Raw genomic sequence first — 12,368 nt, 5'->3', positions numbered from 1 at the left:
GTTGGTCCCTGTCAGAGTGTGTAATTTCGGCAGGGATTTTTAAATTCATAAAAACAGGAAACTTACAGAGTGCAGCAATGTCTTTCTAATTTTATTACATTTGTCTGCTGATCTTATTTAGGATAATTACATGAACGAATTACTCATATCATATATCAAAAGTAAAATATCGGTAACAGAGGAAGAGCTGGATACTATTCTCTCTTACTTTAAATGTATTAAGCTTAAAAAAAATGAATTATTGCTTGCCGAAGGGCAGGTTAGTCAGCGTTCTTTTTTCGTAACCAAAGGCTGTCTGCGAATTTTTTTTATCAATGAAGAAGGACAGGAAGCTACACGTTACTTTGCTTTTGAAAATCAGTTTGCAAGTGCATTAGTAAGTTTTATTACAGCTGAAAAATCTAAAGAGTTTATACAGGCGGTAGAGCCTACTGAAGTTTTCTACATCAGCCATAAAGATTTCTACCATCTATTGGAGATTATTCCGCAGTGGGAGAAATTTTACAGAATTTATCTTGAAATTGCATATATAACTAATACCAGACGTCTGATGTCATTCCTCATACAGGATGCATTGGAAAAATACCGCCAGCTGCTGGCAGAAAATCCAATTGTTGTACGCAGGCTTTCCAATAAAATGGTGGCGTCCTATCTTAATATTTCTCAGGAAACTCTTAGCCGCTTAAAATCGAAGTTATAAACCTCCTTTTTTGACACAGGTCAAAGTTTTTAATCTTGTGATAGCGGAATTTTGCAACATGATTTTAAACAAAACCTATGAACATGAAATCTATAATCATCGCGCTCGATGAGAGTATTTATTCTCCGATGATCGCCCGGCATGGATTTGAATTGGCTACATCCTTTAACAGTAGAATAACAATACTTTTGATCCGAAATAATGAAGCTGTTGTAAATGCATCACTGGCTAATGCTTCCATAGAGAATAACAGCTCCGGAGCGCAGCTGATAGAGAAAATACAAGAGCTTAACAAAATTTTTGAAACTGTAGAATGTCATATAATAATACCGGAAGGTGATCCTTCGGAGGAAATAATCCGGTTTGTTACCAAAAATACTGCCGACTTACTTATTGTGGGTACTCACGGAAGAACGGGACTGGATCACTGGATAAATGGCAGTGTTGCCGAGCAGGTGATCCGACATACTACTATACCAGTACTGGTAATGCCTTACAACCATCAGGCACACTAAATCCTCATAACATAATTGCTTAGTAATAAAAAAAATAAGCGGGCTAAAAGCCTGCCTGGCGGAGCTATGCTCTGTAATGAACGAAAAATATAAGAAATGAAAACATTAAAAATTCCTTTGAAAGCCCTAAAGGCATCGCTGTTAATGTGTGCCGGAGGAAGTATGATGATGGTAAGTGTACAGGCTCAGTCGAATATTCTTACACTTAATCAGACTATAGAAATGGCGCTTTCTAACAGTAATACACTAAAGCTAAAGCGTTCTGCAATAGATCTTGCGATTAATAAATACAATCAGGCAAAGGACCTGTCGCTGCCAACAGGAAGTATAAGCGGTAGTTTCTCTCATGCAGAAATTCCGGCAAATCATATCAGATTAGGATCTCTGGATTGGACATTGCCGGACAGGGCAGAATCGTATAACGGGAATATTGCACTAAGTGAAACTGTGTTCAATGGCTTTAAGCTAAAATATGCAAGAGCTTCTACATTGTTGTTAACAGAGATGGCCAGAACCAATGTGGCGCTTAGTGAAGATGAGGTGATTTATACAGCGGTACAAATGTATTTTGATTTGTATAAAGTAACCCAGAGCCAGAAAATTGTACAGCAGAATATGGCAGCCATAGAAAAGCTGATTCAGCAGGCAGATCAGTTTTACCGCCATGGTGTTGTTACTAAAAACGATGTGTTGCGCTTCAGATTACAGAAATCGGCAATAGAAATCACAGCATCGGATCTGGAAGCCAACCGAAAGATTATATGTTATAATATAGCAGTATTACTTGGATTACCGGAGGAAACAGATTTAAAATCGGGACAGGTATTGTTAAAAGAAGAAGCCCCGGATCCGCTGAACCAATATGTGAATATGGCTTTTTCGGAAAGGAAAGAGCTGAAGCAAAATGATTTGCAATATAAAGTGGAAGAGTTTTCCTTTAAAACGATACAGGCAGATGAACTTCCGAAATTATCATTAAATGCCGGATTGAAATATCTTCATGCCGGTTCCACATTTATTCCTGCCAACGGAAATTTTATAGCTCCGATTTCAGCGGGGGCCACATTATCCTGGGATTTTTCCTCGCTATGGATGAATAAAAACAAACGCTCTGAAATAAAAATCCGTCAGCAGCAGACATCGATTGAAAAGAATATCTGGACAGATAAGATTCGTACAGAGGTTAATCAGGCTTATCAGTTATATCAGCGTGCCTTAAATAAAGTAGCATTACTGCATTCTGCCATAGACGAGGCAACGGAAAACGATCGTATGCAGGAAGACCGCTATAAAAATAATGTTACAACAGTTACCGATCGTATAGATGCAGATGCTAAACTTTATCAGGCTCTTACTGATCTGGAAATTGCCCGTGCCGACGCTTCTGTTGCCTGGTACAACTTATTAAAAGTGTCGGGTAAAATATCAACAATTAATCAATAATACTATAAGAAAACAATACTTATGAATATCGAAACAACTCAGACAAAACAGAAAAAATATACAGTACCGGCAATTCTGTTGGTCGTAATTATAGCCGGTAGTATTTTCGGAATAAAACAATATACCTACTACCAGAGCCATGAAGATACCGATGATGCTCAGGTGGATGGTGACCTTAGTGCTGTGGTGGCACGTGTAGGAGGCTATATCAATACTATAAACTTTGAAGATAATCAGCGTGTGACTAAAGGACAGACTTTGGTAACACTGGAAGATCAGGAGTACCGTATTAAATTGGAACAGGCTTTGGCAGCACAAAAGACCGCAGGGTCTAAGATTGGTGTATCCGAAACTCAGGTATCTGCTACTCATGCTGCATCATTGGGATATAAAGCAAGAATAGAAGAAGCTAAAGCCAGACTATGGCAGGCCAATCAGGATTATGATCGTTATACAGCACTTGTCAGAAGTGGCTCTGTTCCGCAGCAGACTTTTGATAAGGCTAAGGCAGAACGTGATATTGCTAAAGCAGCTTATATATCTGCTGAAGAGCAATATAAAACGGCAGTAGCACAGATTGGAAATACGCGTTCGGAGCTTAATGTAACGCATACGGCAACAAACCAGCAGCAAACAGATGTAGATTATGCGAAGCTACTGCTATCTTATACGAATATTAAAGCACCTGTTTCCGGGATTGTAACCAAGCGTCGTGTACAAATGGGACAGTTGCTGCAGGCAGGGCAAACGCTGTTTGCGGTTGTAGATGAAAATAACCTCTATGTAACAGCCAACTTCAAAGAAACGCAGATGCAGCATATCCGTCCGGGACAGAAAGCTAAGATTGTAGTGGACGCTTATCCGGATGAACCTATAGATGGTGTTGTACACAACTATGCCGGAACTACCGGTGCCAAGATGTCTTTGCTGCCACCGGATAATGCTACAGGGAACTTTGTAAAAGTAGTGCAGCGTATTCCTGTAAAGATTAAAATTAATGCCTCTGCAGAACTTCTTAAAAAGATACGTCCGGGAATGAATGTAGAGGTAAGCGTTGTAACCAAATAATCAGGAAATAATGGCTGAGAAAGGATTTAGAAAATGGATTATAACCTTTACCATGGTATTGTCCTGTATGCTGGAATTTTTGGATACAACTATTGTAAATGTTGCTATACCTCATATTCAAGGGAATATGGGCGCTATATTGGAAGATGTAGCATGGGTATCTACAGGATATGCTGTAGCCAATGTTATTATTTTGCCGATGTCCGGATGGCTGGGAAGCCGCTTTGGGCGTAAGAATTATTTTCTGTTTTCTATTATTTTATTTACAATAGCATCTATGTTGTGCGGTAATTCGCATACATTGACAGAGCTGGTTGTATTCAGAATATTACAGGGGCTTGCAGGAGGCGGGCTAATATCCAATGCACAGGCAATATTACTCGAGACCTGGCCACCGGAGGAAAGAGGAACCGCTACTGCGATATTTGGTTTCGGAGCAGTAGTAGGTCCTACAGTAGCACCTGCACTGGGAGGTTATCTTACGGATCATTTATCGTGGCCATGGGTATTCTATATTAATTTACCATTGGGTATTCTGGCGGCAATACTTACTTATCAGTATGTAAGATCTACACCTAAAGAGAGTACAGGCAAACCTGTCGATTGGTGGGGGATTTTGCTCCTTACTGTTGCGGTGGGAAGCTTGCAGACAGTTCTGGAAAAAGGTGAAGAGAAAGACTGGTTTGCAACCAAGTATATTATAGTGCTTACAGTTACTGCAGTCATTGGTATACTCCTGTTTATCTGGCGGGAAACCACAACGGATCATCCTGTTGTAAACCTTAAATTATTCAGGTACAGAAGCTTTTCGGCGGGAATGGTTACTTCTTTTCTTTTCGGGATAGGCTTGTATGGTTCTGTATTTGTTTTTCCTCAGTTTTGCCAGAGCCTTTTGGGATTCTCGGCAGAGCAAACGGGGTTTCTTTTGCTGCCGGGTCAGATATTCACCATAGCCTTAATGCCAACAGTAGGGAAATTATTGAAAAAAGGAGTTCCACCACAGCTCTTTGTTATTGCAGGATTTATATGCTTCTTTATTTTTCCGATGATTATGAGTAAAGCAACATTGTCTTCCGGAAATACGGACTTCTATTTTCCACTTTACTTCAGAGGAATAGGTATTGGATTGTTGTTTGTACCACTTATTACATTGGCTATTAAAGATCTGAAAGGACCTGAGATAGGGCAGGGTGCAGGATTATATAATATGATGCGTCAGTTAGGCGGTTCTTTTGGGATTGCAGGATTAGCAACAGCAATACATATCGGAAAAGGAAAACACCGGAATTATCTACTGGAAAACGTAAATGAATATGGCTCTGCTTACTGGGAAAGAATACAGGATTATATCGTTGGTTTTATGGGGAAAGGTTTCTCTCATTCTGATGCTTCGGAAATGGCATTGCGGGCTGTGGAGGGAACGATTAATAAACAGTCGATGCTGATGGGGTTTACAGATGCCTACCAGTATCTGGGAATCGCTATGCTGTGCTGTATTCCGTTTGTGTTATTACAGGGCTTTAAGAAGAAAAAAACAGAAATCCCTGCAGATGCCCATTAATATTATAATAGAAATACATCATACTTAATTATAACCACAACAGTCGCTATAGTTTAATAAAAATAGTATGTCCTTATTTTCCTTTTTGTGTAACGATTGTTGAGCTAAAGTGAGTTAAAACATTTTTGTTTTCTGTTGTGGTTTATTAATAGAAAACGAAAGAGGCAGATGATGGAAACAAAATATAATTCTAAAAATATGTAAAATGAAATCAGAATTAAGAAATATAAACCGGGGCGAAATTGTATATCATAAAAAGATGACAACAACCTCGTGGCATCTTAAAATAAGAACAATTTTCCCAATGGAACTGGATATAGATAAGAATCCCGGATATATAATTCCTGTAATGATTGGTTATAATAACCAAGGTATTCCTGTATTAAGAAGGTTTATGCTGTGGAGTTATGATGCGATGCGTAATATAGCAGATATCACAATTCATCCCAGTCCGGATAAAGAATTGTATAACTGGTTGGGAGATCTGCAAAACGGAAAGATTATTAAATGGATGAATCCCGAGGAAATGGTACTACAGGAATCAAATGCAGAGTGTTATTACCTTATTGGCAATGCCGATGCGCAATCTTTTTTCTACCAGTTCAACAGGAATCTTCCTTTTTCCAGTATGGTCAACAGTTTTGTTTACAGCAGGCATACGGGAGAATTTTTTCCGGATGTGGATGGAAGTTATCCACTCAACTATCATATTGTATATCCCTATAGCCCGGAAAGAGTATTGGATCTTTTCAGAAGTGATTTCATAAAAACAAGCAAAGATTTTAAGATAATACTGGCAGGCAATGATGAGGTGAATAAACTTTTTACAAATTTCTTCAAAAAAGAATGGGAAACCAGAGAAGATCAGGTAAGGATTGTCAATTTTAACAATCCGTATTAAAGCTTGATAATTAAACTTTAATGTCGGTTGAAAAAACAGTCAGATTTTATGGAAATTAATCTGCCATTTTATCCTTTATTTCTAATGAATGGATTTAAAAGTGAAAAAAAACATGACATTTGTTAATATGTCTAAAAAAAATCATAAAATATTTTATTTGGCAAGGCTTTTGTGTATAGTAAGTAAAGTATTTTTTCATATAAAATATTTTGTGATTTGGTGTTGGCCCCGATTAATTTCGGGGCTTTTTTTATGTCTGTTTCACAAATATTTTTAATAATTACAATAACTTATGATGTATTACATAAGCCAGGGCTTCGTTGATATTATTCACTTCCAATTTGTCGAATAATTTTCGACGGTGGAATTTGACTGTATCTACCGAAATAAAGATTTTTTCAGCTATTTCATTAATGCTGAGACCTTGATTATAAAAACGTAATATTTCAGTTTCCCGTTCTGTAAGATTTGTCTTTTTACGCTCAGACCATTTATTGGTCATAAGATCCATTTCCCATAACAAGTCGGAATTTAGTTTTCCTATAGTTACATTTCCCGACGAAGTATTTGTAGAAAGGGAGACAACACACATGGATTTCCAAATCTTTCCTTCTTCTGTCAGAAAGACTGGTGTCAGCTTATGGTTGATTAAAATAAATTTTCCGCTTGTATTCTGTATATGAAAATCATAGGATATAACATATTGTTTCCTTTCTTCCAGTGGTATTTTTTCATAGAATTCAAACCCCGAATTGTTAATGTCAATCAGCATTTGCAAATCTTCAGCAGGTACAAACTTTTGATAAAAGTCATAGCCCATAGATAATACCTGTTCTGGTGTTAAACCAGCAAGAAATAAAGGGTTGTCCGAAACAAACTCGAAAGCTTTGGATTGATAATCTATAATGTAAATACTCTGGTAGGTAATCCGTGAAAAAGCTTTTACAATTTCTATGTAATCAGAGGTTTGTAATAGATCTTTGTAAGAGAGGTTATCTATTCTGTTTTTAGTAGAAAATAAAGGGTTAAAATCCATTTCTGATGTCTGATTTTCGAATTTGTATAAAACTACACAAAAGTGTAGCATTTATCAAAACAAACCGCAATATTTTTGGGCAAAATAATAAGTAATAAACATGAAGAAACGAATTTTACTAAATCTGTTTATAATTGCAGCTGTGGTTTCTGCTATTGCCGGAATCAAAACTGTAAATATGGGAAGTTATAAAAATGTTGGGCAAACCTGTTTTACCATTAATAAATATGAGGCTGTAGGATTTGAAAACAGTCTTGAATTCTTTGAAAAAATTATCCGTCAGTATATTGTTCGTTGGATAGAATGCTAAAAGCTGGAATAAAAATGAAAAAGACTATTTTAATCCTTGGGATTTTTATTTGTGCAAACTTGTCTGCACAAAAAGTGAAGGTTTTAAATTTTGCGACCTTTCACATGGTGTATACACCAGATAAACATAAAGTGAAATTTGATCAAAATGATGAAAAGAGTAAATCCGAAACTTATGAAATAGCTAAAACACTAGCGCAGTTCAAGCCTACAATAATTTGTGTGGAAATAGTTCCTGAAAGAAATGAAGAATTGAATAATGACTATTCTAACTTTTTAAAGAATAAAGATTACAAAACTAAAATAGGTGGAGAAGTTGCTCTGATTGCTTATGAAGTTAGCAAAATGTCAGGAGTGAAAAGGATTTATGGAATCGATGAACAGGCTACAGCGCCATATAATTATAATATTGGAAATGAATTGGAAAACCAGGTAGACAGCCTTACTTCAAAGAATTACACCAATAGTGTTTATAAAGAATTTGCTGAAATTGGAAAGTTATCTACACTGGATAAACTGAAGACTTTTAATTCTAAAGAAGCTCTGGAGAAGTTCATTAATATCAATGCAGATATTCTAACCTATATCAGTACTAAAGGAAACTTTGAGGGAGCTGATGAAGCGAGTAAATTTTACAGAAGAAACCTGAGGATTTTTTCAAATTTAAATCAGATTCCGGTTACTAAAGATGATAGAATTTTTATCATTATGGGCGCTACTCATACAGCTTTCCTTAATGAATTCATAAAGCGCAGCCCAAAATATGAACTTATAAATGCTGCAGATTATTTGAAGTAGAGTTTTTGCTAAAATTAGAAATGTGATATGTTTCCCGGCACGAGTTGCCGGGATTTTTTTTTACAATAAACTTTTTAAACAGTATTACGGTTTCACGCAATGTAAAAAAAATATCTTTATGTCAAATTGAATTAAAAAAAATTATTAAATATTTTTTTTAACAAAATTTTATAACTAAAAATTTATTATGTTAAATAATTTATTCATATAAAGTATTTAGATTTGAGATACTAATCATTAAAATTTATTAAAATGAAAAATTTAAATTTTTTAAAAGGTAAAAACCCTTTAACAAGAGAGAAATTGAAAAATGTTAGTGGTGGCAAACTGCCAGGTGGTGGTTGTTCAAATGCGGACACATACACTTACAGGAACCAATGTGGTACATTACTTAGACAAGATTCTTATAATGTTGACAGACCTTATGATTCCAATTGCTATGGATCAGAATCGGGAAGTGTAGTACTTCATGCACATAATGTTATTGTAAATGATGGAACATCTTGTTAAACATTTTTCAAAAAAAACAGAGTGGGGAATTTTGATTCCCCATTTTTTTTAAATTAGTTATTATGAAATTTATATTACAAGTAATATTATTCTTTAGTCCTCTATTATTTTTCACTCAAAATTATAGAGTGTTCTACGAATATACGTTCATTAGGGATAGTTTATCAAAAGATAATAAAGAATCAGAAGTTATGATTTTAGATATTGATAAAAACTCCTCTACATATCTAAGTTATAAAACGTATCAACGAGACTCTGCTTTGGCAAAAATGTTAACAAGACCTGATCCTAGTTTTTTTATAAAAAATGCAACTAAGATTTCCGATATAATAATAAAAAACAGAGGATTAAATTCACAAAATGTTTTAACTTCTGTTAAAGGAGGTTCATTTAATGTTGCTGATAATAGAAAAATCAATTGGACTTTATTACCGGATTCTGAAGTTTTTAATAATTATAATGTAAAAAAGGCTAAAACTTTTATGTATGGTAGGAACTGGATTGCATGGTATACGACTGAAGTTCCTATTCAGGATGGACCATATAAATTTAATGGCTTGCCTGGTCTAATTTTAAAAGTTGATGATGAAACAGGAAGTCATTCTTTTCAACTTATAGGTATAAAAAAAATAAATAAACCATCAGTATTAAACATAAATAAAAGCAAATACAAACTTGTCAATGAAGGACAATATCGCAAACTATTCATACAAAATAGAAAGTCGTCAGCGTATGAAATTGACGATAATAGCACAAGAGGATCGGAAACAAGAACTTATATAGGAATTGACGGCAAAGAAATAGACCGAAATACATTTTTAAAAAATGCTGATGAGAAAAGAAAGAAAGATTTTAAATCAAACAATAATATTATTGAATTAGACCTACTTAAAGAGAGTCTTTGATCTTGGATTTTTCTCTTCCTTACGGTATTCCGTAAAGCCTCAAAAATATTTCTATTTACATTTGGATAGTTACAAACTTCCAAAAGTTATTGTATGAGAATGTGATTTGGTTGGTACTGAGAAATCGGGACCTTTTTTTGTAATATTGTATTTATAGAAATATTGAAAGACGAAATAGGTACTATTTACATATTACAGGATAAAACACCTTGTTTTTTGGTAGAACTTATAAATGTAAAACCTTTTGAAATAAAGTTTATACATAAAGATTTTTTTGAATTTTATAAATCTTCAGAAAAGGAAATTTCAGAACGGATAGAAAAATTAGAGTTCTAAAAGATTAAAATGTGCCTATTTAAAGGTAAAAATGTGTTCTATAAAATAAAAACTCCCTGAAATCTTTATTTCAGGGAGTTTTGGGTGGCCCCACTTGGGCTCGAACCAAGGACTTGCTGATTATGAGTCCTCGTGTGTTTGTTTCAAAACGTGTAATTAGTTGATTTTCAGTATAAATTATATTTTTATTTATTAATGTTCCTATCATATTTTGCCCTTATATTGAGCGTTATATTGAGTTTTTTATTTTAGAAATCGCCTATTAATAGGGCTATTTATCAAGTACTGTAGCTTTTGGTTTTGACAGTAGAATTTCTCTAAATCTATTTATATCATAAGCCGGCTCTTTGAAAGATATAAGAGCTGCATAACTCCAGATTTCATCAATCAAGTCCATGTGTATATGAATGTCAGGATATGTATTTACAATGTCATTTCCGTCTGATCTCAAGATGAGCATGTCATTTCTTTCTGGATGCCTAAATACTCGTTTTAATAAAAGAGAGTTTGATTTTTTTGAAATTATTGCATGTACTTTACCTTCATGAAAATCCCTTAAGTTGCTCACGAATCTACCAATAAACCAATCTTCATCTTGAATTTTGTCCATTGAGTGACCACCGACACCAAAGCACCTGAAAGTTCCATTGTTTAAGAATGGTAATCTGAACTTTGGTAATTCTCTTATAAAATTCTCTTCTGCAAAACCACCACCAACATATCCAGCTGCTAATTTTACTGGAACAAGTTCTATATTCTCTTTTTCTTCATCTTTCTCCGAAATTGTGATAACCTTTGGAATTCTAGAAAAAGAGTTTTGATTAGTTAAAATAGAATTCTGATTAACATTAGATACGTCTAGTGTTATCTTAGGTGTGTCACTTGATAAACTTAATACATTATCTAATATTTGATATTTTGTATTAGGTATTTCTTTTCCGTTTTCGTAACCGTTGTAAGTTTGAAATGATACGCCGATCAGTTCTGCTACTTGTTTTTGCGTTAAATTAAGCGCTTTTCGAGCCTTTTTTAAATCTGCTGCTTTCATGTTGTTTAGAATAATTATAAATTATCGTATATTTGATATTATTTTATTGTAGTATCAAATATTTGATATACATTTGTATCAACAAACGACAACGACAACGACAAAAGTACGAAAAGTAATGAAAACAAATTACGGTTTCCCGCAAAGTAGAAAATTAGTAATGAAAAGAATAGAATTCTTGCAAGGTGTTCAATTCGAAGCTTCTAATTTCTTATTCAACGGTACTGGTAAGAATCAAGATCAGCGTGATAGGGCTATGTACTTAAAAGGGCACACAACATTCTTGCTTAATCAGATATATAAAAGGTATCCGATTGATAAAAATGAGTATAGTAAAGAGGTGAAAAATATATCTCCAAAAATTACAAAATATCAAATGTTAGAAGCTTTAGGTAGTTGTCCATTAGATTAATAAAAAAAACAGTTCGTATGAAAACAATAGTTAACATTTATTCTGGTACTGCTATCGCAAGTTTTGCGCTTTGTGCAGATAATATCGATACAAACACAACTATTCCGCTTGCTCTTTTCGCTATCAGCGGGGTATTGGCAATAATATTTAAAAATAGAGTATTAAATTTTTTAAAATGACAAATATTCAGCAAAATGAAGCGAGAAAGCTTATAGAGCAGAATGCTTTCTACGCTGATGAGATTAAAAAGAACAACACACGTCTTGAAGTGTTATTCGGAACGCCTGAAGTGGGAAACAGGCGTTCCGTTAAAAAAAAGAAAAGTGGTTCTATATCACAGATAGAGATTGATATGGAAAAACAGATTAGAAAATATATTAAACCAACCAATAAATAATTATAAAATGGAAAATCAACAACAATCAGAATTGTACCCTAAAGGTGGTGAAGTAACTTTTATTATGCCAAATACAAATGTTATAGGCACATTAAAAAATGCAAAAAAAGGTGCTAGTCTTACGGCTAAATATATGACAGCCGAAGATTGGGCAGCTTTGAAAGGTAAAGAACAAAGATGTTTTTATCTTGGATTGAAAGAAGCTGCCGATTCGGATGGTAAGGTATATTATTTAGCTAAGCTTCACAATGGTACTATGCCTTTTGTTGCTGCTCAAACAATCTTGGTTCAATCTTTAGCTAATTTACCAATAGGGCAGGGCGTATCTATTACCTGTACTGGTGTAGACAAGGCTGTAAAAGGCAAAATTGTCGGGTTTGAAGTAGCTGATTTAGGTATTAACTTCTTGGGTTCTAACAATGAATAGTG

16 protein-coding genes are annotated in these 12,368 nt (G+C 34.5%); 14 read left to right on the top strand and 2 right to left on the bottom strand.

What is annotated here, in order from left to right:
- Nucleotides 1–130: 130 nt before the first annotated feature.
- From ATE49_RS07885 to ATE49_RS07860, 6 genes are all read left to right on the top strand, one after another.
- On the top strand, nt 131–700 hold the full coding sequence (locus ATE49_RS07885; RefSeq protein ID WP_021347225.1) for a Crp/Fnr family transcriptional regulator: 570 nt from the start codon (nt 131–133) through the stop codon (nt 698–700).
- A gap of 83 nt (nt 701–783) precedes the next feature.
- Complete coding sequence (locus ATE49_RS07880; RefSeq protein ID WP_233174286.1) at nt 784–1,215, top strand: universal stress protein; 432 nt, start codon at nt 784–786, stop codon at nt 1,213–1,215.
- Between the two features lie 96 nt (nt 1,216–1,311).
- Nucleotides 1,312–2,658, top strand: coding sequence for a TolC family protein (locus ATE49_RS07875; protein ID WP_065081721.1), 1,347 nt, complete (start codon nt 1,312–1,314; stop codon nt 2,656–2,658).
- 21 nt (nt 2,659–2,679) lie between these two features.
- The gene (locus tag ATE49_RS07870; RefSeq protein WP_065081720.1) at nt 2,680–3,726 is read left to right on the top strand and encodes an HlyD family secretion protein; all 1,047 of its coding nucleotides are present in this window, start codon (nt 2,680–2,682) and stop codon (nt 3,724–3,726) included.
- 10 nt (nt 3,727–3,736) lie between these two features.
- Nucleotides 3,737–5,287, top strand: coding sequence for a DHA2 family efflux MFS transporter permease subunit (locus ATE49_RS07865; RefSeq protein WP_059154815.1), 1,551 nt, complete (start codon nt 3,737–3,739; stop codon nt 5,285–5,287).
- A gap of 205 nt (nt 5,288–5,492) precedes the next feature.
- On the top strand, nt 5,493–6,188 hold the full coding sequence (locus ATE49_RS07860) for a siderophore-interacting protein (RefSeq protein WP_233174284.1): 696 nt from the start codon (nt 5,493–5,495) through the stop codon (nt 6,186–6,188).
- A 280-nt stretch (nt 6,189–6,468) separates the two neighbouring features.
- Here ATE49_RS07860 and ATE49_RS07855 read toward each other — a convergent pair whose 3' ends face one another.
- Nucleotides 6,469–7,224 (bottom strand): response regulator transcription factor, encoded by a 756-nt coding sequence (locus tag ATE49_RS07855; RefSeq protein WP_065081787.1) that lies wholly within the window; start codon nt 7,222–7,224, stop codon nt 6,469–6,471.
- Nucleotides 7,225–7,324: 100 nt separating this feature from the next.
- On the opposite strand from ATE49_RS07855, the gene ATE49_RS07850 reads away from it, so the two are divergent.
- From ATE49_RS07850 to ATE49_RS07835, 4 genes are all read left to right on the top strand, one after another.
- On the top strand, nt 7,325–7,534 hold the full coding sequence (locus ATE49_RS07850) for a hypothetical protein (RefSeq protein ID WP_065081718.1): 210 nt from the start codon (nt 7,325–7,327) through the stop codon (nt 7,532–7,534).
- A 14-nt stretch (nt 7,535–7,548) separates the two neighbouring features.
- Complete coding sequence (locus tag ATE49_RS07845; RefSeq protein WP_065081786.1) at nt 7,549–8,331, top strand: DUF5694 domain-containing protein; 783 nt, start codon at nt 7,549–7,551, stop codon at nt 8,329–8,331.
- Between the two features lie 252 nt (nt 8,332–8,583).
- Nucleotides 8,584–8,841, top strand: a complete 258-nt coding sequence (locus ATE49_RS07840) for a hypothetical protein (RefSeq protein ID WP_059154818.1) — start codon at nt 8,584–8,586, stop codon at nt 8,839–8,841.
- Nucleotides 8,842–8,903: 62 nt separating this feature from the next.
- Complete coding sequence (locus ATE49_RS07835) at nt 8,904–9,746, top strand: GLPGLI family protein (RefSeq protein WP_065081717.1); 843 nt, start codon at nt 8,904–8,906, stop codon at nt 9,744–9,746.
- Between the two features lie 607 nt (nt 9,747–10,353).
- Here the strand turns inward: ATE49_RS07835 and ATE49_RS07825 are convergent.
- Nucleotides 10,354–11,130 (bottom strand): helix-turn-helix domain-containing protein, encoded by a 777-nt coding sequence (locus ATE49_RS07825; RefSeq protein WP_065081716.1) that lies wholly within the window; start codon nt 11,128–11,130, stop codon nt 10,354–10,356.
- A 118-nt stretch (nt 11,131–11,248) separates the two neighbouring features.
- On the opposite strand from ATE49_RS07825, the gene ATE49_RS07820 reads away from it, so the two are divergent.
- From ATE49_RS07820 to ATE49_RS07810, 4 genes are read left to right on the top strand one after another with little or no spacing between them, the layout of a single operon-like run.
- Nucleotides 11,249–11,542 (top strand): hypothetical protein, encoded by a 294-nt coding sequence (locus ATE49_RS07820; RefSeq protein ID WP_143349666.1) that lies wholly within the window; start codon nt 11,249–11,251, stop codon nt 11,540–11,542.
- 17 nt (nt 11,543–11,559) lie between these two features.
- Nucleotides 11,560–11,721, top strand: coding sequence for a hypothetical protein (locus tag ATE49_RS20160; RefSeq protein ID WP_155759293.1), 162 nt, complete (start codon nt 11,560–11,562; stop codon nt 11,719–11,721).
- The gene (locus ATE49_RS07815) at nt 11,718–11,939 is read left to right on the top strand and encodes a hypothetical protein (protein ID WP_065081714.1); all 222 of its coding nucleotides are present in this window, start codon (nt 11,718–11,720) and stop codon (nt 11,937–11,939) included. The genes ATE49_RS20160 and ATE49_RS07815 overlap by 4 nt, the downstream gene beginning before the upstream one ends.
- A gap of 7 nt (nt 11,940–11,946) precedes the next feature.
- On the top strand, nt 11,947–12,366 hold the full coding sequence (locus tag ATE49_RS07810; RefSeq protein WP_065081713.1) for a hypothetical protein: 420 nt from the start codon (nt 11,947–11,949) through the stop codon (nt 12,364–12,366).
- The last annotated feature ends 2 nt before the right edge of the window (nt 12,367–12,368 follow it).

The sequence above is a fragment of the Elizabethkingia miricola genome (assembly GCF_001675285.1).
GTDB lineage: Bacteria > Bacteroidota > Bacteroidia > Flavobacteriales > Weeksellaceae > Elizabethkingia > Elizabethkingia miricola.
This window is presented reverse-complemented; position numbering and strand designations above follow the sequence as displayed.

What these genes read in the sequence shown, in the direction of transcription:
- ATE49_RS20160 (WP_155759293.1), top strand. Translation starts at nt 11,560, where the DNA reads ATGAAAACAATAGTTAACATTTATTCTGGTACTGCTATCGCAAGTTTT.
- ATE49_RS07860 (WP_233174284.1), top strand. Translation starts at nt 5,493, where the DNA reads ATGAAATCAGAATTAAGAAATATAAACCGGGGCGAAATTGTATATCAT.
- ATE49_RS07880 (WP_233174286.1), top strand. Translation starts at nt 784, where the DNA reads ATGAAATCTATAATCATCGCGCTCGATGAGAGTATTTATTCTCCGATG.
- ATE49_RS07875 (WP_065081721.1), top strand. Translation starts at nt 1,312, where the DNA reads ATGAAAACATTAAAAATTCCTTTGAAAGCCCTAAAGGCATCGCTGTTA.
- ATE49_RS07815 (WP_065081714.1), top strand. Translation starts at nt 11,718, where the DNA reads ATGACAAATATTCAGCAAAATGAAGCGAGAAAGCTTATAGAGCAGAAT.
- ATE49_RS07820 (WP_143349666.1), top strand. Translation starts at nt 11,249, where the DNA reads ATGAAAACAAATTACGGTTTCCCGCAAAGTAGAAAATTAGTAATGAAA.
- ATE49_RS07885 (WP_021347225.1), top strand. Translation starts at nt 131, where the DNA reads ATGAACGAATTACTCATATCATATATCAAAAGTAAAATATCGGTAACA.
- ATE49_RS07850 (WP_065081718.1), top strand. Translation starts at nt 7,325, where the DNA reads ATGAAGAAACGAATTTTACTAAATCTGTTTATAATTGCAGCTGTGGTT.
- ATE49_RS07845 (WP_065081786.1), top strand. Translation starts at nt 7,549, where the DNA reads ATGAAAAAGACTATTTTAATCCTTGGGATTTTTATTTGTGCAAACTTG.
- ATE49_RS07840 (WP_059154818.1), top strand. Translation starts at nt 8,584, where the DNA reads ATGAAAAATTTAAATTTTTTAAAAGGTAAAAACCCTTTAACAAGAGAG.
- ATE49_RS07835 (WP_065081717.1), top strand. Translation starts at nt 8,904, where the DNA reads ATGAAATTTATATTACAAGTAATATTATTCTTTAGTCCTCTATTATTT.
- ATE49_RS07810 (WP_065081713.1), top strand. Translation starts at nt 11,947, where the DNA reads ATGGAAAATCAACAACAATCAGAATTGTACCCTAAAGGTGGTGAAGTA.
- ATE49_RS07825 (WP_065081716.1), bottom strand. Translation starts at nt 11,130, where the DNA reads ATGAAAGCAGCAGATTTAAAAAAGGCTCGAAAAGCGCTTAATTTAACG.
- ATE49_RS07855 (WP_065081787.1), bottom strand. Translation starts at nt 7,224, where the DNA reads ATGGATTTTAACCCTTTATTTTCTACTAAAAACAGAATAGATAACCTC.
- ATE49_RS07865 (WP_059154815.1), top strand. Translation starts at nt 3,737, where the DNA reads ATGGCTGAGAAAGGATTTAGAAAATGGATTATAACCTTTACCATGGTA.
- ATE49_RS07870 (WP_065081720.1), top strand. Translation starts at nt 2,680, where the DNA reads ATGAATATCGAAACAACTCAGACAAAACAGAAAAAATATACAGTACCG.